The sequence below is a fragment of the Mycobacterium sp. 1164985.4 genome, from assembly GCF_001668575.1.
GTDB lineage: Bacteria > Actinomycetota > Actinomycetes > Mycobacteriales > Mycobacteriaceae > Mycobacterium.
The window spans coordinates 1-21,474 of the sequence record NZ_LZMD01000075.1; the positions used below are offsets into that span (position 1 = coordinate 1).

Consider the following 21,474-nt stretch of genomic DNA (forward strand, 5'->3'; position numbering starts at 1 on the left):
CCGCGGGCCAGTCGAGCCGGTACGCGCGCGAGTCCAGCCCCGACGCCAGGATGACGATCTGCCGGATGCCCGCGCCGACGGCGTCGGTGAAGTAGGCGTCGAAGAAGTGCGTCCGCACCGCCTGGTAGTTCCCCATGTGCTCGAAGATCGCGGCGACGTCGGGATCCGCCTCGTCGACCTTCGCGCGGGTGCCAGGGTCCGTCATCACGTCCCAGGCACCGCCGCCGGTGCCCGCCACCAGCACCTTCGCGAAGGGATCGCGGATCAGCGCGTCGTCCCGATCGGTTTCGGCGGCGCGGGCGGCCGCCACCATGACCGCGGTCGTCCCAACGCTGGTCGCGATGTCCCAGGTGTCGTCTTCAGTGCGCAGCGAACTCATCGAACGCCATGGTAGCCGGAAGAACTTAGGCAGACTATCGAGCTGTGGGGCAGGTCACCCGTCAGGACTGAAGGCGCCAGAGATTGTTCGACATCAGCAGCTCGAACTGCCGCACCACGGCCTTGAGCTCGTCGTGGCTGCCGACGAAGCCGGCGTAGAAGCCCATGCCCCACATCACCGCGACGAGCATCTCGACCAGCGATTCGACCTCGGTATCGGTGGTGAGCTCGCCGCGCTGGATGGCCTCGCTGACCGCCCAGGCCACGAATTCGCGGGAATGCCGCAGCGAGTCGTGCTCCTCGTCGGCAAGCTCCGGGTGGCGCTGGGCCTCGAGCACCGACGTCACCAAAAAGGCTGCGGCCGAACGATCTTCGGACTCGGCCTGCATCGCCGCGGTGAAGTACGCCGACAGCCTGGCGAGCAGGTTCGTCTCGTCCTCCGCGCGTGCCCGGCCCGCGCTAACTATCGCGGCGTTGGTCTGCTGCACGACCTCGCGCCACAACACCTGCTTGTTGGAGAAGTAGTGGTTGATCGCCGGCCGCGTCAGATCCGCCCGAATCGCGATCGCCTGGAAGGTCGCGGCGTCATATCCGAGTTCGCTGAAAACCTCGCGCGCAGCCCCTATGATGCGCTCACGTGTCTCCGCAGCCTTCGCTGCGGGTGGACGACCCGGACCCCTACTCGCCGTATGCGGCACGGTCAAATTGTGCCACACGTCACCTGGTGCTTCAGACATCAGCTCCTGGCGCCGCCCCGACCAGCCGTTTGTCAGCAAATCACGAGATTTGATCGCCGAGAAATCCGACGTAGAGAATCAGCACCTCTTGGAACTAATGTCCAGGTAATGGGGAGCGTCGTGTCGCGGGACGGTTACTTCGATGTGGGTATCGAGATTCTGTCCGACATGGGGTACGGCGGCCTGAAACTGGCGGAGGTCTGTCAACGCCTCGGCGTGACGACCGGCTCGTTCTACCACTACTTCCCGAATTGGCCCGCCTACACCAGGGAGCTGCTCTCGCACTGGACGCAAGAGCGCACGGTGCGGGTGATCGAGGCCGTCCGCAGTGAGCCGGACCCGCGCCGCCGCATCGACGCCCTGTTCCAGACCGGGCTGGATCTGCCCCACAGCGCGGAAGCCGCGATCCGCGTGTGGAGCGCGCTGGACCCGCACGTGCACGAGGTGCAGGTGGCAGTCGACCAGCAGCGCTTCGACATCCTCTACGAATCGGCGTTCGAGATCCTGGAGAACAAACGCCAGGCACAGCTTTTCGCTGAATCCGCCGTGTACGTCTTCATCGGGTACGAGCAGACGAAGTTGACGCCCGACCCAGACGGATTGCAGTGGATCTCCGCACAGCTACGCCAGGCCCTCGACGACGGCCGGTTCGCGTCGGTTCCCGACGCCGAGTAGCGCGGGCGGCGGGGTTGTCGCTCTCTGAAGTCGTCGCTCCGCTGCTGCGCCGCGCCGAAAACCGGCTGCGGCGGCGCGATCCCGAACTGGACGCGCTGCGGCGCGCGATCCGGGCCGCGATCGTGGTGCCGATCGCCGCCGCAGTGAGCTTCGCGGTCGGCGGCGGAACCCAGACACCGATGATCACGATCTTCGGCTCGGTCTCGCTGCTGATCATGGTCGACTTTCCGGGCAACCGGCCGGCTCGCGCGCTGGCGTATCTGGGGCTGGCGATCAACGGCGCCATCCTGATCACGCTCGGCACCCTGGTCGCTCCGCATCCGTGGCTGAGCGTCGCGGCGATGTTCGTACTCGGGGTGGTGGTGACGTTCTCGGGAGTGCTCAGCGAGATCATCGCCTCCGGCCAACGTGCGACGCTGCTGACGTTCGTGCTGCCCGCCTGTACCCCGGTGGGCCCCATCCCCGATCGGCTTCTCGGCTGGCTCATCGCGCTCGTGTTCTGCGTGCCCGCCGCGCTGTTCCTGCTGCCGCCTCGCCACCACGACGAGTTGCGCAGTGGCGCCGCGCGGGTATGCGACCGCCTCGCCGACTGTCTGCAGGGCACCACGCCCGCCAAGAACGTGACCCGGGCGATGAACAACCTGTGGGAGACGTTTCTGGGCGCCGACTACCGCCCAGTCGCCTTGACCGCTGGCAGCCGCGCGCTGGTCCGGGTGGTCGACGATCTCGGGTGGCTGTCCGACCGAATCTCGGACGACACCGGGCGGTTCCTCGCCGACATGAAGGACCCGCTGATCCGGGTGCTGCGCGATTCGGCCGCCGTACTGCAGATCTCCGACGTCGCGGCCCGTCGAGCCCGCTCGGCCGATCTCGACGAGGCGCTGACCGAACTGCGCGCGATCGCCCAGGGTCGCTATCGCGAAGACATTGTCGAGATCCTCGCATCGCCCGATGACGCGGACGCCATCGAAGTGGGCCGGAAGTTGTTGGGACGACGCACGTTTTCGGCCACGGTCGGGGTGACCGGCCGCGTCATTCGCAACGCCGCGGCGGCCGACGCCCGCCCGGTGTTGGCGCGCGTGCTGGGCCGCGGGCTGCCCAAGACCGGCACCGCGGATTGGGTGATGCCGGAGACCACGGCCGTCGCCGCCATCACCAGCGGGTTCTTCGCCACCCGGGCGGTGGTGCTGCGCAACAGCATTCGCACGGGTCTGGGTTTGGCGCTGGCCATCGCCGTCACCCATCTGTTCCCGCTCGAGCACGGCTTCTGGGTCGTACTCGGCGCGATGTCGGTGCTGCGCAGCAGCGCGCTGACCACCGGCACGCGGGTGTTGCGCGCCGTCGCGGGCACCGCGATCGGATTTCTGTTGGGCGTCGGGCTGATCGAACTGGTCGGCGTCGATCCGGTCGTGATGTGGATGCTGCTGCCGGTGGTGGCATTCGGTTCGGCGTTCGTGCCGGAGGTGGCGTCGTTCATCGCCGGACAGGCCGCGTTCACGATGATGGTGTTGATCATCTTCAACCTGATCGCGCCGACCGGTTGGAGCGTCGGGCTGATCCGCGTCGAGGACGTGGCCGTCGGAGCGCTCGTGGGCATCATGGTTTCGCTGCTGTTGTGGCCGCGCGGTTCGCGTAATCGGTTGGGGCGGGCCATCGACGACGCGTTCGCCGTCGGTGCGACGTTCCTGAGGGAGGCGGTGCTGCGGGTGACCCGCGGTGCGTCGGAACAGGCCACGAACCGGGTGATCGCGCTGAGCCAGGAGGCGTTGCGAGCGACGCGGACCGTGGACGACGCGGTGCGACAGTTCCTTTCGGAGAGCAGTGGTCCCACCGATATCCGCGGACCTGCGGTGCGGTCGGCGAACCGGGCGGTCAGGCTGCGCGCCGCCGCGGAGTTGATCGCCGACGTCGTCCCCCCGCCGCACGGGGTCTACTCGAAGACCAGGGAGGTGCTCGAAACGCACGCGGAGGCCATCTGCGCAAGAGCCACTGGCGGAGCGCCGCGCTCGCTACCGCGGCTCAGTGACGACTTCGTGACGGCCCTGCGCGACGAAACCACCGACGACGAGCTCGCGGTCTCGGCGGCCCTGCCGCTGGTGACGGTCGCGGCGCATCTCGGCGCGCTGAACCTGCTGTACCCGAAGCCCGAGGCGCGGCGGACAGCGGCTAAGGACGGTGCGGCATAAGCGCATTCGGCGGGATAGTGCCGAACTTGCCGGCCTGGTAGTCCTCGAGCGCCTGGACCAGTTCGGACTTGCTGTTCATCACGAACGGGCCGTACTGAAACACGGGTTCGCGGATCGGCCGGCCGCCGAGGATCAGCACTTCGAGTGCGGGTCGGTGCGCGTCCTGATTCCGCTGAGCGTCGACGCGGATCCGGTCGCCGGGTCCAAGCACCGCGAGCTGTCCCTGCTGGATCGGATGGGCGGCGGGCCCGACCGTCCCGCGGCCGGACAGCACGTAGACAAGTGCGTTGAAGTCGCGCCGCCAGGGCAGGTCGAGTCGAGCGCCTGGCTGAATCGTCGCATGCGCCAACGTGATCGGGGTGTGCGTCGCGCCGGGGCCGGTGTGCCCGTCGACGTCGCCGGCGATGATCCGCACGAGGGTGCCGCCGTCGTCGGAAGACAACAGTTTCACCTCGTTCCCCTCGATCGCTTGGTATCGGGGTGAGGCGAACTTGTCCTTGCGGGGCAGGTTGACCCACAACTGGACGCCGTGGAACACGCCGCCGCTCTCGACCAACTCGGTCGGCGGGGTCTCGATGTGCAGGATGCCCGAGCCCGCAGTCATCCACTGGGTGGCGCCGTCGGTGATCAGGCCGCCGCCGCCGTGGGAGTCCTGGTGGGCGAAGCGTCCGTCGATCATGTATGTGACGGTTTCGAAGCCGCGGTGCGGATGCCAGTCGGTGCCGCGCGGTTCGCCGGGTTCGTACTCGACTTCGCCCATCTGATCCATGTGGACGAACGGATCGAGATCGGCGGCGGAGACGCCGGCGAACGCGCGGACGACGGGGAAGCCCTCGCCCTCGAATCCGCGGGGTCCAGTGGTGATCGACCGGACGGGCCGATCGGTGTCGGACGGTCCGGCCGCGGCGATGCGGGGCAGGGTGAGCGTGTCGGCGGTGATGGCAGGCATGCCATCGGTAACCGGACTGTGGTCCGATTAATTCCTTCGGGTTTAGTTCGGCGCTTCTGCCGCCTGCCGAACTTCCCCTGGCTTGTCGGACCCCAGCGCTAGGCTTCGTACATGCGTTCGAATCACATCTCCGACGTGCTCACAGAGTTGGACTCGCTCTCCCGGGAGCTCGCGACGTGCCGGCTCGGCGGGTTGACGCGCACCGAGCTGTACGCGCTGATCGAGCAGCTCGACAAGCTCGACAACCAGATGGCGGCGCTCGAACAACGGTTGTTCGGCCGACTGCTTCTCGACCGCGGGGCGACGCCGCGGGATGTGGCCAGACGCCTGCGCATCTCACAAGGAGAGGCGCAGCGTCGTCTCGGTCAGGCGGCTTCCTAGCCATGAGCGCGGGCGGGGTGTGCGGTCGGGAGCGGGTGGTGAAGGCTCTTGATGCGTTGGATTCCGCCCTGGATGAGCTTGTCGACGCCTCGCCGGACGGGTTGGGGTCCGGTGAGTTGGTGGAGGTGTTGTTTCGGTGTGAGCGGGTGCGCCGGCGCCTTCCGGTGGTCGATCATGCCGTGATCGCCGGCCTGCAAACCTCGGCCGACCCGCGGGTGGTGGGGGCGTGTTCGTGGCCAGAGGCGATCGCCACGGCGTTGCAGACCTCGTATAAGGAGGCCAAGCGGCGCATTGCGTCGGCGGCGGTGCTGGGCCCGCGCCGCGCGTTGACCGGTGAACCGTTGGCCCCGGTGTTGGAGAACACGGCGGCGGCCCAGGCGCGGGGGGCGTTGGGGGTCGAGCAGGTGGCGTTGATCGAGCGGTTTTTCGACCAGCTGCCGATGTCGGTGAACTATCAGGCCCGTGAGTTGGCCGAGGCCGATCTGGCCCGCACCGGGGCCGGGCTGCGCCCCGAGGAATTACGCAAGGTCGCCGATCGGTTGATGGCGCTACTCGACGAGGACGGCGCACCACCCGAGGAGGCCGAGCGTGAGCGGATCCGCAAACGCTACATCGAGATCGGCCCGCAAGGTGCCGACGGGATGAGCGCGGTGCGCGGACGGTTGACCCCCGAGGCGCGCGCCACCCTGGATGCGGTGCTGGCCAAACTGGCCGCCCCGGGCATGTGCAACCCCGACGACCCGGACCCGTGCATCGACGGACCACCCACAGATGAGCATTTCGTCAACGACGCCCGCTGCACCGGACAACGCAACCACGACGCCCTGACCGCCATGGGCCGCGCCCTGCTCGCGTCGGGACAACTGGGCCAGCACCATGGGCTGCCCACCACGATCGTCGTTTCCACCACGCTCAAAGAGTTGCGGTCGTTGGCGGGGTTCGCCGTCACCGGCGGCGGCACCCTGCTGCCGATGGCCGACCTGATCGCCATGGCCGCCACCAGCGAGCACTACCTCGTCGTGTACGAGGACCATCGGGAGGTGCCGATGTATGTCGGGCGGGCCAAACGCTTGGCCACACCGGGGCAGCGCATCGTGTTGCACGCCCGCGACCGGGGCTGCACCAAACCCGGCTGCACCGCACCGGCGTCCTGGGCGCAGGTCCACCACGCCGCCCAAGACTGGGCCGCCGGCGGGGGCACCGACATCGACGGGCTCACATTGGCCTGCGGCCCACACAACCGACTGGTCACCGACGGCGGCTGGCGCACCCGCATCCGACCCGACGGCCGCGTCGAATGGCTACCCCCACCCGAGCTCGACACGGGCCAGACCCGGGTCAACAACTACCACCACCCCGAGAAATACCTCCTGCCCGACGAACCCGACGACCCACCCGACCCTGAAGACTCCGACGAGGCCGCACCACACCCCCAACCACCAGAGTCACCAACAGAGCCCGACAACCCCCCAAGAACAGCGAAGGACCGTGAGTCCTGTCGGCTGTCGTCGACGCGACCACCCGCGACCAGTCGCCGGCGTTCGCTATTCCGTCTTGGGCTTGAGCGTCCACGCGGGGATCCAGTGCGTGACCGCCTTCCGGCGAGCGCCGTAGGTGATCTCGTAGGTCACCCATCCCCACCAGTAGCCCTGCTCGCACAGCCCCCAGCACGATAGCCGGCCCTCGACCACCGCGTGCATCTGCAGACCTGCCGGGTTGTAACCGCCGACGGCGTGTGGCTCGCGCGGGAAGACCGCGGCCAGGTCGACCATCACTGTAATCGCCGGGTCGACACGTCGGAAGGCTTGCTGAACGGGCTGACCGTTGTACCCAATGCCCTTCAACTCGCCCATTGTTCGATCATACGTTCGAACGTGGTACGACGAACGCGAACGGTCGCGGATACCCCAGCCCGACCAACCGACCCCGTCGTACGCTGTCCACACCGACGGATCGCACCGCCCCGGACGTCGGCTCATAACACTCGAGCCGACCGCCCCCGCTCCCGACGATCAGCACCCAATGCCGCGGGACAAACCGACCGACGAGCATCGGGATCGGCCACCCGTCGGCCGCCGCCCGCGGCACATCGGCAAGCGACTCCCGCGACCCGCAGAACAACCGCCACCGATACCGGACGCCGAGCTTCCGACTCCAGCCGTTGACCGCCCGGGCCATCCCGCACGGCGTGGTGCCCAGCCGCCTCGGCCAGAGCCGGTTGATGTCGCGATGCACCCGCGCCTGCTCCGCCGCGAACCACGCCGGCTCGACAAGCCGCGCATTCGCGTCCGGGTTCACCAGCGCACCAGCCACCACCGCAACCGTCGGACCGCACGTAACGCCGTCGCGCTGTCGCAGCCGAAGGCCCGCCAGGTCCATCCCCTCAGTGTCCTCGGCGGGCCAATTCGGACGTCCGAACATGGCCAATCGGCTGTCCCGCAGCAGAATTCCTGCCATCAGGCAATCAATTTCTGCCAACGGAATTAAAACCTTTGACCACGAGGTTTCCAAGATCAGCTGCAGCTACGAACCGCGACACATGCCACGGCTCGGACACCGAACGGAACAAAAGAAGAAGGCTCGAAAATGAAGCAGTTTGGTATCGCTACCGTCGCCGCTAGCGCCTTTGCCGCCGCACTGATCGGACTGGCCGCACCCACCCAGGCAGCGCCGTCTGGACCGGGGAGCGCGCAGGACACCATCAGCCAGCTGGAATCGCAGGGTTACCACGTGATCGTGAACCGCATCGGTAACGCCCCGCTGGACAAGGCGTCCGTAGTTGCGGTGCGCCCCGGTCAGACCTACACCCAGACCGACAGCCTGGGCGTCGGCGGTGACCGCAATACGCGGGTGATCAACAAGACGGTCTATGTAGACGTCAAGTAGCTCACCCACCGACGAGCCCCCGGATGAACCCCTAGCCATCCGGGGGCTTGTCAACATTTCAGCGAACAAGTGTTTCGGATTGCCGAAGCGCGGCTAACTCACTTTCGTGGCTTTCGACCTCACGCCCACCGAGGCGCAGCACGACCTAGCGCGACGGACCCACGAATTCGCCGAGCAGTGCGTCCGTCCCGTAGCTCTTGAGTACGACCAGCGCCAGGAATTCCCCTGGCCGGTTCTCGAGGAAGCCGCCGCCCGCGGCTTCTACAGTCCGCTGTTCTATCGCGACCTCATCGGCGACCCGACCGGGCTCTCCCTGCCGATGTTCATGGAGGAGCTGTTCTGGGGGTGCGCGGGCATCGGTCTCGCCATCGTCATGCCTGCACTCGCGCTCTCGGCGATCGGCCAGGCCGCCTCACCCGAGCAGATGTTGCAGTGGGCACCCGAATGCTTCGGCACTCCAGGCGATCTCAAGTTGGCGGCACTGGCGATCTCCGAGCCGGAGGGTGGCAGTGACGTCCGCAATCTGCGCACCCGCGCCCACCGCGACGGTGACGACTGGATCATCGACGGCCACAAGATGTGGATCGGCAACGGCGGCATCGCCAACGTGCACGTGGTCAACGCCGTCGTCGACGAGGAGCTCGGCCACAAGGGCCAGGCGCTGTTCATCGTCCCCGGCGGCACCCCGGGACTGGAGATGGTCCGCAAGCTCGACAAGCTCGGGTGCCGCGCATCGCACACCGCGGAACTGAAGTTCAACAGCGTCCGCGTTCCCGCCGAGAACCTGCTCGGCGGCCAGGAGAAACTCGACTACAAGCTGGCCAAGGCCCGCGAGGCCATCGAAGGCGGTAGACATTCCGGCTCGGCGACGCTCGGCACCTTCGAACAGACCCGCCCGATGGTCGCAGCTCAGGCGCTCGGCATCGCAAGGGCCGCCCTGGAATACGCCACCGAGTACGCCAACCGCAGGGAGGCGTTCGGCGCCCCGATCATCGACAACCAGGGCATCGCGTTCCCGCTCGCCGAACTCGCGACCTCGCTCGACGGCGCCCGCCTGCTCACTTGGCGTGCGTCCTGGATGGCCGCGAGTGGCATCCCGTTCGAACGCGGCGAGGGCTCGATGTCGAAGTTCGCCGCCAGCGAGGTCGCCGTCCGCGCCACCGAACGCGCCATCCAGACGATGGGGGGCTGGGGTTACATCAAGGATCATCCCGTCGAGAAGTGGTATCGGGATGCCAAGCTGTACACCATTTTCGAGGGCACCAGCGAGATCCAGCGGGTCGTCATCGCGAACGCGCTCGGCGCCGCCGACGGCAAGCCCCCGCTGCACTTCGACCTCGAACCCACCGGCGGCCCGTTCAACAAGATGTTCGGCCGAGGCACACCGCTGCGGGGTCGAGCAGCCGATGCCGCGCTTTCCGCCAAGGATCGAGTGCCCGCGCCGATAATGCGGTTGGCGATGAACGTCTTGCGCCCGCCGCGCAAGTAACAGACAAGGGGTGCCCGATGGCCATCCGGATGGCCGACCTGTTGCGCGGGAACCTCGATGCCCTCCGATACGAACCGACACCGAAGCGGATCCGCGTGGCCCTGGCCGGTGAACCGGTCGTCGACACCTGCGAGGCCCTCCTCGTCTGGGAACCGCGCCGAATACTGCCGACGTACGCGGTGCCTATCTCTGCACTGGCCGGCCAGTTGGTGCCCGCGGGCGCGGAGTCCGGCGACGACGACGCCGACCGTCCCGGCGACGACCGCGCGGTGCTCGACCCGACGGTCCCGTTCGGCGCCCATTCTTGCCCCGGTGCTGAATTCGACGTCATCGCCGGCGAAGAGACGGCACCCGCAGCGGCCTTCCAACCCGAGGATCCCGAGCTTGCCGACTACGCAGTCCTGGACTTCGGCGCGTTCGAGTGGCGGGAAGAGGACGAGCCGATCGTCAGCCATCCGCACGATCCGTATCACCGCATCGACATCCTGACCGGCAACCGACACGTCCGCATCGAATCCGATGGCCGTCTGCTCGCGGAGTCGACGCGCCCGTTGCTGCTGTTCGAGACCAACCTGCCGGTGCGGTACTACCTGCCGCGCGAAGACGTCGTCGCCGACCTCGACGACAGCGACACCGTCAGCTACTGCGCCTACAAGGGGCGGGCATCGTACTTCTCGGTGCCGGGCGGACCGGACGACGTCGCATGGACGTACCGCGATCCGCTGCCCGACGGCGAACGTGTCCGCGACCGCATCTGCTTTTTCGGCGAGCGGGTGGACGTCACCGTCGACGGTGTCCGCCAGGACCGCCCGGCGACGCAGTGGAGTTAGAAGCGCAGATTGCGCAGCAGGTCGTAAACGCCCGCGATCCACAGCAGCATCGGGATCACCGCGGCGATCGTCGCGCCGTCGAGCAACTCGAGGATCCGCTTGGTCACCGGTGAGATCCGGCGGACGCTCGCGGTGGCCCCGACGACGATCAGCGCCACGAGACCGAGGAGAAGGTAGAGCGCCAGCACCAGCCACGACCGGTCCGGATACCACAGGCACAGTCGCACCATCACGCCGGTCGGAACGGCCACAGCACCGGCCAACAGAGCCCAGGCACACCATCTTTCGGCGTATAGCCGCGACCGGAAGCCACAGATCGCGGTGATCAATCCGGCGACGATCATGCTGTGCATGAAGAAGTGGCCCTGCGTGATCACGGTGATCGCGCCCACTGCCAGCACGAGCGCTCCGGCCGTCACGAATCCGATCAGCAAGCGCCTGGCCAATTGGCTGCGCTCGTGCAACCGCGCCGCCGATTCCGGCACGGACGCGATGATCGCCTGCCAGGTCGGCGACTCCTCGTCGCTGCCGGCTGTCGCGACGGGGTCGAGCAGTTCGTCGTTGGCGACCGTCTCACCCGGTGCGGGTATCGGGGGCAGCGCGATACGCGCTACGGCGACAGTCAGTTTCGCCGCATTGGTGACCACGATCAATCCAAACGCGATCGCCCCCGCGGGCACCCAGTGTTGCCAGCCGTATCCGTACGCGATCGCCGCGGCCGTCGCCGCGATGGACGTCACCGCCAGAGACGATGCCAACTCGGCTCGGCGGCGAGGCCCGCCGCGCGTCGCCAGGGTCAGCAACAGAACCAGCGCGGCGGCGCCCGCGATCTGCGGTGCGCCCAACGAATCCACGCCTCGCGGCAGTGGCACGGCAAGGCCGACCGCGCCCGCGAGCATCGGTACCGCCCCGGTCAGGAGGCTCTCCGCCAGGTCGATGTTGCGGTAGCGGCTGTTCGCCACCGCGCTGCCACCAAGCAGACCCAAGCCGGGGACACCGAGCGCCACCGCCCACCACCAGTCGTGACCCGCCCGCGACCACGCCAGCAGCGCCATCACCGTCACGATGACGGACACCAGCGGAATCGCGACTCCGACAAAGCGGTTCAACGCCTTGCGGTCGAACTCCGGCGACTCGTCCAGCACGGCGATCGCGTCGATGACGTCTTCCACGAGCGGGCGATACCGCTCGGTGCGGCTGACCGAAACCAACGTCAGCAGCGACCCGTCGACGACCCCCGCGTCGTCCAACGACTCGTTGAACTTCAGCGGCGGCGCACCGGGCCGAGCGAACGCCCAGACCCCCTGCGCCTTGAAGTCGAACCCCGCGAGCACATCCTTGGGAGTGTCCTCGAGCAGATCGGCCAACACCGAGACGGTCTCGTCGATGTAGGTCTCGATCGGCGCCGTCGCGGGCAGCACCAGGTCGGTCATGCGCCGCCCGGTCAGGATCGTCACCCGGGTCGTCGACGGCCGCCCTGGCGTGACGCTCGAGGCGGATGTTGCTGCGGCGGTTGAGGTCACCGACGTTCGAGCCTGTCGAAGTCGTCGGAGAGGGCGGCTGCCAGCTCGACAATGCGCCGACGGAATGCCTTGCCGAGCAGATCCAACTGGATCTCGGTGCCGGCCGCTATGTGCTTGTCGTACGGCAGCACGACGACACGGCCGGGCGGGACGTGGCGCTCGAACTGCGCGACCAGATCGTCGACGTCGATGTTCGGCTTGCCGGGTACGACGTGGTTGATCACCACGCACGAACGGCTGAGCAGATCCTGATATCCGTTCTGGCGCAACCAGTCCATGGTCATCGCGGCCTGTCGGGCACCGTCGATCGAGGCGCTTGCCACGATGACCAGGCCGGAGACCGTCGACAGCACGCCGCGGGCCGCGGGCTGGAACAGTCCGGCGCCGCAGTCGGCGAGCACGAGGTTGTAGTAGCGCGACACGATATTGGTCACGCCCTTCCAGTCCTCGTCGTTGAACTCGCGGCGGGCACCGCTGTAGTCCTCACTGGAGAGCACCTCGAGGTTCGCGCCGTTCATACTCGTGTACGCGCGAATGTCGTTGTAGCGCTGCAGTTCCTTGTCGGACAGAAGATCGGCGACGGTGGCCGCGGACTGGCGTCCCGCGCGGTCGGCGAGGTTGCCGCCGTCGGGGTCTGCATCGACGGCCAGGATCCGGTCGCCGCGCACCTTGCTCAATGCGGAACCGAGCGCGACGGTGACGGCGGTCTTACCGACACCGCCCTTGAGGCCGAACACGCCGATCTGGTACGAGTCCCGGGCATTTCGGCGAATCCGGGTGTGCAGGTCCATCTCGTAGAGCTCGTCGGGCGACAACCCGAGGTTGATGCGCGTCAGCAAGTAGAGGATGTGGCGCCAGCCGCGCTGCGACGGCATCTTCACCGCCGACTTCACGCCGACATGTGACAGGGCATCGATCGCACGGTGGTTGCCGATGGTGGCTGCCGATGTCTGCGCGGGCGTTCCGCTGGCGAAGGCCCCGTTCGGCTCTACCTCGCGCTCGGCGAAGTGCTGGCTCGGGGCAGGAGCCGGAGCGTGCCGCGGGGCCGGTGCGGGCACCGACCGGGGCTGCTCGAATCGGGCGCCGGCCGGCGTACCCGACATCGGCATCCGCATCATCGAATTCGGTTGCCGCGGCGGCGTGCTCGACCGTGCGGCCGGCATCTGGGTGGTGATCTCGTTCTGCTGCGGTGGCGGCGCCTGACCCGCCTTGGTCTGCCCGACGGACACCGTGGGTCCGGTCATCTCGACGGGGGCGTGACCGGTGGGCATCGGTGCGGGCGGGGGCGTGGCCGAACCGGTGGCCACGGCGTCACGATCCACTGCGTCGTCGTCGGCTGTTTGGACAGCGTCTCCCGCGGAGTGGAAAAGCCGGTCATAGTCTGCCGACATGGGAACCTCTCTGATCAATAACTAGTGCGGATGCACGCGGTGGTGGGCAAGACCCCCCGTAGGGTTGCGCTTGCCCACCCGCGTGCGGCTTCTATCCGCCGAACGAGCCCTCGATGAGCTTGTCGGCCTGAAACATCGTTCCTCCGGTGCCGCCGGACTCCTGGATGGTGGAGGCGAGCTGCCGGAGCGCGGTGTTGAGCTCCGCCGACGCGGTGTCCCAACGCATTTGAACGGCCTGGTAGGCCTCGGAGCTGGTGCCTCCCCAGACACCGGCGAGGGCCGCCAGCGAGCCCTTGCCCTCCTCGAGCAGACCCTCGGTCTGACCCACAGCGGTGTTGATCTCGGCCGACGACGCATCGATCGCGGCGTAGTTGTAAACCTTCTCGCTCATTACGTGTTCTCCGTTCGTCTCAGTGGGTCAGAACTGCATCGCCGAGGACAACGCCGCGGACCCGTCGCTGTCCATCGCCGCGTACTGCGAGCCCGCAGAGTGGATGTTGGCCGAGATGTCGTCGAGGGCCTGAACCTGACGGACCGCCGCCTCATGGAAGCGCATCAGCGCCGCCTGAGCGGCCGACCCGGCCTCACCGACCAGCTGTGCCGACAGCGCGCCGGCCGTCGACTCGACGTGACCGATGACGGCCCGCAGCTCTCCACCGATGCGTTCGAAGTTGGCTGCCTCCTTGGCGAGGACAGCAACGTCGGTATTCATTGCCATGCTGGATACTCTTTCTCTCTTCCTCTGTCCTCACCATCGATGGCGAGTCTTTCCGGTCGGCTGACCGGGAAGTCTTGGTGTGCGATCACCAGTCGTCGTCCTCGTCTTCTCCGAGGTCCTGCGGCAGCAGGCGCGGCGCCGTCAGTCCCTGCTTGCTTCCGCCGCTGCTCCCCCGCTGCCCCATGTGACCCATCGGCGCTCCGCCGCCACCAGTCGCGCCCACCGGCGCGAGACCGCCTCCGCTGCCGCCGGCAGCGGCACCCGGCGCACCCGCGCCCGTCGACGGTTGACCGATCAGCTCGGCCATCAACGGGGTGCGCGCCATCGTGCCGCCGGCACCCGGCAGCGACGCCGCGCGCACCAGTCCCGCCCCGGACGTCGCCCCCGAACCACCGGCCAGCGGATGGTTCGACAGCGGGCTGGCACCGACGAGACCGACCTGCATCTTGTCGCTGCCCAAACTGCTCCCGAGCTGGGTGAACAGCGAGGGGACCTGTTGCAGCGGCTGGGTCATCTGCTGCACGGGTTGCGTCACCATCTGCATGCCCTGCTGCGGTACCTGCGCCAGGGTCGAGCCGAGCTGCGACGCCATCTGCATGCCCATCTGCATGCCTTGCTGCATCGGCTGATTCGGGCGTGCCTGCTGCGTGAGGTTCTCGGCTTTCTGCACCTGGCCCTCGGCGTGCTGACCCGCCATGCCCATCTGGGAGGTCGCCCGCCCGCCTTGGAGCACCGCCGACTCCATCGACGCCTGCGTGCTCACCTGGGTGATGACCGCGTTGCGCAGCGCGGTGGCCGGCGCGGCGGCCGCCGCGAAGCCGGTTGCCATCGCCGTACCGCCGGCGGCCACACCCGGTATCACGATCGGTTTCGGCGGCATGATCGGTTCGAAGAGGAGGTTGACGGCCGTCTCGGCTTGGTAGAGGTCCATCGCCCCGGCGGCCTGATTCCACATGCGGACGAAGTAGTCGAACTCGTTGACGCCGATGGGAACCGTGTTGATGCCGAGAAAGTTGGTGGCTTCGAGCACCCCGTGAGTGATGTGGTTCTGCTCGATCTCCGGGAGCGGCGGTGTGGTGGCCATCGCCTGGCTGTAGGAGTTCGCCTGAGCGGTCGCCTGCAAGGCCCGCTTCATCGCCTGAGCGCTTACGGTCCGTAGCCAGGCGATCATCGGCATGGTTGCCGCGACGACCCGTTCGCTTGCCGCCCCGCTCCACACCGACGTCAGGGCGGCCAGGCTCGCGGCCAGTTCGTCGGCTTGCGTCTCCAACGAGATCGCCAACGCCTCCCAGCCCGCGGCGGCTTGCAGCATCGGCGCCGCGCCCGCGCCGGCCATGAGCCGGGCGGTATTGAATTCTGGCGGCAAGGCATGCCAGAACATCGTCTAGGTCTTCCCTGGTTCGTCGAATCGCGATCAGAACGTCGCGGCGTTCGAGCCGTCCACGGCGTTGTAGATTCCGGCGCTCTCGACGACGGCCGCGCCCATGCGAGCCAACTCTTCCTGGGCAAACGTGTTCATCGCGAGCGTCTCCACGCCCTCGGCTGCGAAGACGGCCGCGGCCTGTGCGGAAACCTCGTCGGCACCGGCCGGAACCAGGGCGGTGACCGCCGCACCGGCCGTCGTGCCCGCTGCGAGCCCGCGGGTGCCGTTAGCCACCACCTGCGACCCGATTCCCACGGCGCCCGGGTTGTGCATCAACGGTTCCATTCGAAAAATCTCCTCATTGGCTACGAAATCAATGCGTATGAACTTGTGAACGTTCGGATACGGTTGTCGGTCAGCCAGGAACCGCGCTCCCCGACCTCTTTGCTGCGACGCCACCATCGTGTTTGCTAGCATGCGCCTCGAACCATAGTAACCACGGTTCGCGGGTGGTGCTTACACAACTTCTTCCGGCGGATCCACATACGCCGCCTGGATGACCTCCTTTCCGTCGGGTGAGACCAGGAGCCCCTGGCCGGGTGGCCGGCGCTTCAGCCTGACCTCGCTGGACGGAAACTCCTGTTTCTCGCCCGAGAGGAACAGCGTCGGCGATCCAGCGCCGTACGCGGCTCCGACGAATTTGTCCATGGTCGCGCGGTGCGCCTGGCTCATCTGGCAGGTCACGATGATGTGCAGTCCGATGTCAGCGGCCGCAGGCAACAGCGGGAACAGCGGAGCCATGGGCGGCACCACACCGCTTGCGGCGACGATCATGTGCCAGTCGTCGACCAGCAGCACGACATCGGGTCCGCTCCACCACGAGCGCGAACGCAACTGCGCCGTGGTGAGATCCGCGGGCGGGAGCCGCCTCTGCAGGTTGATGGCGAACGCCTTGATCGCCTCTTCGAGGCTCGCATTGTTGCGGTTGATGGCGCCCGCGGCGAGCAGGTGCGACTCCGGCACCGCGTCGAGCAGTCCGGACCGGTAGTCGGCGAGCATGAACCGCACCTGATCCGGACTGTTGCGAGCGCAGATCGCTTGCGCCACGGCGTGAGCGATGCGGGTCTTACCCGACTTGGGCCCGCCGAAGATCAGCAGGTGCGGCGTGGTGTGCATGTGGTTGTAGGCAACGCCCATATCGGACTCGCGCAGGCCGAGCGGCACCGTCCACCTGTTGCGGTAATCGGTATCGGGGCCGGGCGGGTTCGGATCGAGCTGATGCAGGTAGATGCGCTCGGGGAGCACGCGCACCTTCGGCGCCTGGTCGGTGTGCCGTGCCGAAATGATTTGCACCGCTTCGGACATCGCGCCTACGAGGTTGTCCGCGCTGTGCACACCGTCGAGCCGCGGCACCCCCATCATCAGGTGGTGCTTCTCCGTCGACACCGCGCGACCCGGCCGGTTCGCCGGTATCTCGCGGGTGATTCGGTCGATCTGGGTCTCGTTGACGTCACCGAGCCGGAACTCGACCTTGGTGCCGAGGTAGTCGCGCACGCGCGCCTTCAGCTCGGTCCAGCGCGGCGTCGAAATCACCGTGTGCACACCGAATTGCAGACCCTGACCGGCTAGGTCCTGCACGACGGGCTCAAGGTCGGGGAATTCCGCGACGAAGGCGGGCCAGCCGTCGATGACCAGGAACACGTCGCCGAACGGATCGGCGGCCAGCGGATGGTTCGCGTCGTCGCGCATCTGGCGGTACGCGGCCATGGAGCCGACGCGGTACTGCTTGAACATCGCTTCGCGCTGCCGCAGAACCCCTTTCATCTCCGCGATGACGCGGTTGACCCGGTCCGGCTCCGAACGTGTCGCCACGCCACCGACGTGCGGCAGGTCCTCGAGATACATCAGACCGCCGCCGCCGAGGTCCACGCAGTAGAACTGGACCTGCCGCGGCGAGTGTGATGCGGCGGCGGACAGGATCAGGGTCTGAAGAAACGTCGACTTGCCGGTCTGCGGCGCGCCACCGACGGCGATGTTGCCGCCCGCCGACGAGGTGTCGATACCCCATACCTCCTGGCGGTGCCTGCGAGGCTCATCCATGATGCCGAGACCGAAGCGCAGCGGTTGACGCTGGCGGTCGTTGGCGATCAGCTCGTTGACCGGCGTCGGATCGGCCAACGGCGGCAACCACATTCGATAGGCGCGGGTCTCGCCGGTGGTCAGCTGGTCGAGCACCACCTCGCGGAGCACGCGCTGCTCGGATTCGATGCTCATGACCTCACCACCGGTTCGGGGATCGGCGCAGCGGTGAAGGGTCGGATTCGCACCCGGCTCTGCCCGTTGGTCTGCGGCCGAGCTTCCCCGTCGTCCTGCCGTGCGGCGGTCGGGACATAGTTGACACCGGTGTACACGCTGTGGAACTTGACCGGATCCTCCATGCCGACGCGAAGGAAGCCGACACCGCTCTCCTTGTTGGTGATGTACTGCGCCTCCGGTGTTCCGATCACGGCCTTGGATTCCGCGGAGCTGGTGGTGCGCAGCGCGATCCGGTAGGTCAGGTTCGGTTCGAGCTTGTCGATCCGCACACCGCCGGTGTTCAGCGACTGCGTCGCCAGCAGCAGGTGCACCCGCAGTGACCGGCCCACGCGGCAGATTCGGTCGAACAGCCCGATGAAGTCGGGATGGTTCTGCAGCAACTCGGCGAACTCGTCGACCACGACGAAAAGGGTTGGCAGCGGCGGGAGGTCGGCTCCGCGTTCGCGGTGCTTCTCGTACTCGGCCACACCGGACAGCGCGCCCGCCGCGCCGACCTGGATGCCGGCCTTGCGCAGGATGGACTGCCTGCGGTCCAGCTCGCCGCTGAGCACCTCGCCCATGCGGCTGACCAGTTCGGCTTCTTCTTCCATGTTGGTGACGACGGCGGCGGTGTGGGGCAACTTCTCCATGCCCAGGAACGTCGAACCGCCCTTGAAGTCGGTGAGCAGCAGGTTGACCTGGTCCGGGTGGTGGGTGGCCGCCAGCGACAGGATCAAGGTGCGCAGGAACTCCGACTTGCCCGAACCCGTTGTCCCGATCAGCATCCCGTGTGGTCCGGCGCCGAACTCGGCGCCTTCCTTGATGTCGAGGTGCATGATGTCGCCGGTCTTGAGCTCGTGGCCGAACGGGATGCGCAACCGGTCGCGGTCGGTGTCGCTGAACATGCGCCACCGCGCCGGCGTCACCTCCTCGATCGTCTGCGCCCCGACCAGTTGGTGCCACTCGGTGGCGACCTTCTTGTGCACGCGGACGCTCTTGTCGATGATCGTGCCGGTGATCGACCAGCCCGCCAGCTTCCGCGCGATGCGCGCGGCCTGATCGGAGGTCATGCGGTCGACGGTCGACGTGATGAGCCGGAAGGTCTGGTTGGGCAGCCGATCGTCGGCGGTGCCGTCGGCCGCCACCCGAATCCGGTACGCCGAGCCGCGGTGGTTGCCGAGCGTGATGACCGTGACGCCAGCCCGCCCGTCGACCGGGAACCCGGCCTTTCCGCCGGTCAGGTCGAATACCACGACGTAGGGTCCGCTCGGCGCCGCGTCGGCGGTGTGCGGGCCGCGTGCGGTGAGGTCGCTGAAGCCGTCGGGGCGGGTGAAGATCATGCGGGTGGGGCCGGCGGCGTCGGTGTCCGTCTGGTGTTGCACATGCGGTAACCACTTGAGCCAGGCCCAGTTCGGGTCTTCGGGATCGTCGATGAGCACCCGCATCTGCAGGAGGTCCGGCGGGTGGAAGACGGCGAGGTGACAGATCATGGCCGTCAGCAGCCCCGCGGCGCCGTCCGGGTCGCCGCCGATCGCGATGGTCGGAAACGTGCGCAGCTGCAATAGCTTCGGGCAGTCGTGAATCAGCCCGTGGGTGCGGAGGAACTTCGTCACCCACATGTGGCTGACCGGTTCCAGGTGCGGTTGGGGCGCGCCCTGTGGACCCGCCAGCTCTCCCCCGACGGCGGGTTTCAGCAGGCGGTCGACCGCAGGCTCGGTGCCCAACCCGATCCGGGTGGCGGCGTAGAAGTCGGCATTGGTCTGCCGCGACCACTGGCGGTTGGTCCCGATGATCGACAACAGGTCTTCGGGGTGCGGCGCGTGATAGTTGAAGAACGTGACCTGCGCGGCGGCCGACGATGTGACGCGGGTGCGGAGGCCGGCCAGATAGCGCAGGTATTCCTTGCGGTCGGCGTTGATCTCGGGAACGCGCTTACCGCCGGGTCCGCCGCCCGCCATGAACCCGACGGTCGCCATGATCATCATCAGCGGCATCATCAGCATGTACGGCGAGAGTTGCCGGATGCCGGTGAAGATCATGATCGCGACCATGCCGAGCATGCCGCCGCCCATCACCCACGGCAGCGCCTTCTGGATACCCGACGGCGGAACCTCGACACCGAGGTCTTCCGGTGGGGCGACGTTGATCTCACCCGGTGTCAGGCGCGGGCCACGCTTGATGATCGGCGTGAACTTCTTGGTGGTCATCCGCCACCTCCTGCCGGTGCGGCGGCCGGCTCGGCGGCGCCGTTCACCTTGCGCGGATTGGGATCCGGGGGCAGGGTGTCGTGTTCGACGAGCGCCGCCTCCTTCGACAGCACCGGGCCGTCCATCAGCAACCCGACCACCTGCCACGGCGCGGTGGTGGGTCCGGTCAGCCCGAGGGTCTTGCCGGTGTCCTCGTTGGGCAGGCCGTACCGGACACCCTGCGGGTCGATGTAGTAGAGACTCTCGCCGTAGCGCGGATCGGGCGACTGCAACTGGATGTACTGTCCGCCGTCGATGTAAACGGTTGCCGCGCCACCGATCTGCTTGATCCCGGTGCTCATGGCCGACGACGGGATGGGCAGGTGGCGCCCGGCGATCACCGTGGTCTTCGGCGCCTGGTCGCCTGGCTCGCGCTGCCACGCCCAGCACAGGGTCGGCGCGTCGTCACGCTGCAGGATCTCCAAGGGCTTGTCGGGTAGTGGAGAAGCGAACACCTGCTCGGGAATCCGCGCCACCACACTGGCTTCCACCGACGGCGGCGTCACGAGTCCGAACGAATTGGTCGCGCGCAGCGCTGCGGCGGTGGCGTCGTTGATCCGCGCGACACCGTCGGGCAGCACCACGAAGTGCTGTTCACCGTCTTCGGTCAGCGCCTTGAACACCGAACCGATCACCAGGTTCGGCGGCAGCCCGACCGTGTTCGGCGTGCCGAACAGGGGGATGTCGGGCAGACGCCACGGTCCGGCGTTGGGAAGCGCGTTGAACAGTCCCTGCGAGATCGGCGTCGCCCTCGCCGTCACCGGGATCCCTACCGCCGAGGTGACCGCGCGGTCCGCGAGATCGACGTCGTGCCTTCCGCCCTCGGTAACCAGCCAGACGTCGTTCTCGTAGGACACCAACATGCCCTGGTCGGGGCGCATCGGCGCGACCGCGGAGTCGGTGACCAACGGCCGCACGATGATCGATGACTCGAGGTTCGGCACCACGCTCTCCGGCTTGGTGACCGTGTCGCACAGCGTCCACATCGAATTCGCGCCGCCCACCGGCGTCGCGTACGGCGCGCCGGGGATGCCGATCGGCTGGCCCTTCGGCATCCGGTTCAACTCCTCGGATTTGACGGCCGACGGCGTTCCCGCGTTACCGAGCACCAAGCGCGCCGAGGTGAGGTTGTACACGGGCCGCAGCTGTCCACTGCCCGGAAGCACGACGTAGAGCTGGTTGGTGCCGCGGTCGACGAGAAGTGTGTCGTTCCCGCGCTTTCCGAGCGGTTTGAAGTACGCCAGCAGCGCGGCGCCCAGGCAGACCGCGACCGCGATGATCACGCCGACGGAGACCGCGCGGCTGTAGAACTGCAACGGGTCGTCGAACATCCTGGTGTCCCGGCGCACGATCGCGTGCTCCACACGGCGCAAGAGAAAACGCCAGCCGCTGACCTGCACCTTGGTGGTGAGCCGGAAACCCGCCAT

At 67.5% G+C, this 21,474-nt stretch carries 20 protein-coding genes and 1 pseudogene; 7 read left to right on the top strand and 14 right to left on the bottom strand.

From position 1 onward, the window contains the following. Positions 1–379: class I SAM-dependent methyltransferase (locus A5650_RS15895; protein WP_156744155.1), on the bottom strand; the 379-nt coding region annotated here is incomplete at its 3' end. 61 nt (positions 380–440) lie between these two features. Next, a complete protein-coding gene (locus A5650_RS15900) occupies positions 441–1,115 on the bottom strand; it encodes a TetR/AcrR family transcriptional regulator (RefSeq protein ID WP_502687078.1) in 675 nt (224 codons plus the stop codon). Positions 1,116–1,223: 108 nt separating this feature from the next. Between A5650_RS15900 and A5650_RS15905 the strand changes: the two genes are divergently transcribed. Both A5650_RS15905 and A5650_RS15910 read left to right on the top strand, forming a co-directional pair. Continuing rightward, a complete protein-coding gene (locus A5650_RS15905) occupies positions 1,224–1,790 on the top strand; it encodes a TetR/AcrR family transcriptional regulator (protein ID WP_067080413.1) in 567 nt (188 codons plus the stop codon). Positions 1,791–1,804: 14 nt separating this feature from the next. Next, positions 1,805–3,976, top strand: coding sequence for an FUSC family protein (locus A5650_RS15910; protein WP_067293283.1), 2,172 nt, complete (start codon positions 1,805–1,807; stop codon positions 3,974–3,976). On the opposite strand, the gene A5650_RS15915 is transcribed toward A5650_RS15910, so the two are convergent. Continuing rightward, positions 3,957–4,925: a pirin family protein gene (locus A5650_RS15915; protein ID WP_067293288.1), complete on the bottom strand. Its 969-nt coding sequence runs from the start codon at positions 4,923–4,925 to the stop codon at positions 3,957–3,959. The genes A5650_RS15910 and A5650_RS15915 overlap by 20 nt on opposite strands. 111 nt (positions 4,926–5,036) lie before the next feature. Here A5650_RS15915 and A5650_RS15920 point away from each other — a divergent pair, with 111 nt between their 5' ends. Next, positions 5,037–5,306, top strand: a complete 270-nt coding sequence (locus A5650_RS15920; RefSeq protein WP_067293291.1) for a hypothetical protein — start codon at positions 5,037–5,039, stop codon at positions 5,304–5,306. 2 nt (positions 5,307–5,308) lie between these two features. Continuing rightward, positions 5,309–6,406, top strand: a pseudogene (locus A5650_RS15925) (13E12 repeat family protein); the annotation flags it as partial. Positions 6,407–6,850: 444 nt separating this feature from the next. Here the strand turns inward: A5650_RS15925 and A5650_RS27370 are convergent. Both A5650_RS27370 and A5650_RS15930 read right to left on the bottom strand, forming a co-directional pair. Further along, positions 6,851–7,159: a hypothetical protein gene (locus A5650_RS27370; RefSeq protein WP_082950786.1), complete on the bottom strand. Its 309-nt coding sequence runs from the start codon at positions 7,157–7,159 to the stop codon at positions 6,851–6,853. Between the two features lie 7 nt (positions 7,160–7,166). Further along, on the bottom strand, positions 7,167–7,685 hold the full coding sequence (locus tag A5650_RS15930; protein WP_067293502.1) for a hypothetical protein: 519 nt from the start codon (positions 7,683–7,685) through the stop codon (positions 7,167–7,169). 207 nt (positions 7,686–7,892) lie between these two features. On the opposite strand from A5650_RS15930, the gene A5650_RS15935 reads away from it, so the two are divergent. From A5650_RS15935 to A5650_RS15945, 3 genes are all read left to right on the top strand, one after another. Further along, positions 7,893–8,192, top strand: coding sequence for a hypothetical protein (locus A5650_RS15935; protein ID WP_067293297.1), 300 nt, complete (start codon positions 7,893–7,895; stop codon positions 8,190–8,192). 106 nt (positions 8,193–8,298) lie between these two features. Next, positions 8,299–9,681, top strand: coding sequence for an acyl-CoA dehydrogenase family protein (locus A5650_RS15940; RefSeq protein WP_067293299.1), 1,383 nt, complete (start codon positions 8,299–8,301; stop codon positions 9,679–9,681). A gap of 17 nt (positions 9,682–9,698) precedes the next feature. Further along, the gene (locus A5650_RS15945) at positions 9,699–10,511 is read left to right on the top strand and encodes a DUF427 domain-containing protein (RefSeq protein WP_067293302.1); all 813 of its coding nucleotides are present in this window, start codon (positions 9,699–9,701) and stop codon (positions 10,509–10,511) included. Here A5650_RS15945 and eccD read toward each other — a convergent pair. The 9 genes from eccD to eccB form a co-directional block, all read right to left on the bottom strand. Beyond that, positions 10,508–12,034 carry a type VII secretion integral membrane protein EccD gene (gene eccD / locus A5650_RS15950; protein ID WP_067293305.1) on the bottom strand — a complete coding sequence of 509 codons (1,527 nt, stop codon included), beginning with the start codon at positions 12,032–12,034 and terminating at the stop codon, positions 10,508–10,510. The genes A5650_RS15945 and eccD overlap by 4 nt on opposite strands. Next, complete coding sequence (locus A5650_RS15955; protein ID WP_067293307.1) at positions 12,031–13,425, bottom strand: MinD/ParA family ATP-binding protein; 1,395 nt, start codon at positions 13,423–13,425, stop codon at positions 12,031–12,033. The genes eccD and A5650_RS15955 overlap by 4 nt, the downstream gene beginning before the upstream one ends. A gap of 91 nt (positions 13,426–13,516) precedes the next feature. Beyond that, positions 13,517–13,816: a WXG100 family type VII secretion target gene (locus tag A5650_RS15960; protein ID WP_067080511.1), complete on the bottom strand. Its 300-nt coding sequence runs from the start codon at positions 13,814–13,816 to the stop codon at positions 13,517–13,519. 27 nt (positions 13,817–13,843) lie between these two features. Next, the gene (locus tag A5650_RS15965) at positions 13,844–14,143 is read right to left on the bottom strand and encodes a WXG100 family type VII secretion target (protein ID WP_067080509.1); all 300 of its coding nucleotides are present in this window, start codon (positions 14,141–14,143) and stop codon (positions 13,844–13,846) included. An 85-nt stretch (positions 14,144–14,228) separates the two neighbouring features. After that, the gene (locus A5650_RS15970; RefSeq protein WP_067293309.1) at positions 14,229–15,524 is read right to left on the bottom strand and encodes a PPE family protein; all 1,296 of its coding nucleotides are present in this window, start codon (positions 15,522–15,524) and stop codon (positions 14,229–14,231) included. Between the two features lie 33 nt (positions 15,525–15,557). Further along, positions 15,558–15,851 carry a PE family protein gene (locus A5650_RS15975; RefSeq protein WP_067293313.1) on the bottom strand — a complete coding sequence of 98 codons (294 nt, stop codon included), beginning with the start codon at positions 15,849–15,851 and terminating at the stop codon, positions 15,558–15,560. A gap of 171 nt (positions 15,852–16,022) precedes the next feature. Beyond that, positions 16,023–17,780 (bottom strand): type VII secretion protein EccCb, encoded by a 1,758-nt coding sequence (gene eccCb, locus A5650_RS15980; RefSeq protein ID WP_067293315.1) that lies wholly within the window; start codon positions 17,778–17,780, stop codon positions 16,023–16,025. Then, on the bottom strand, positions 17,777–20,008 hold the full coding sequence (eccCa, locus tag A5650_RS15985; RefSeq protein ID WP_067293318.1) for a type VII secretion protein EccCa: 2,232 nt from the start codon (positions 20,006–20,008) through the stop codon (positions 17,777–17,779). Before eccCa ends, eccCb begins: the two co-directional genes overlap by 4 nt. Next, positions 20,005–21,474: a type VII secretion protein EccB gene (gene eccB / locus A5650_RS15990; protein ID WP_067293322.1), complete on the bottom strand. Its 1,470-nt coding sequence runs from the start codon at positions 21,472–21,474 to the stop codon at positions 20,005–20,007. The genes eccCa and eccB overlap by 4 nt, the downstream gene beginning before the upstream one ends.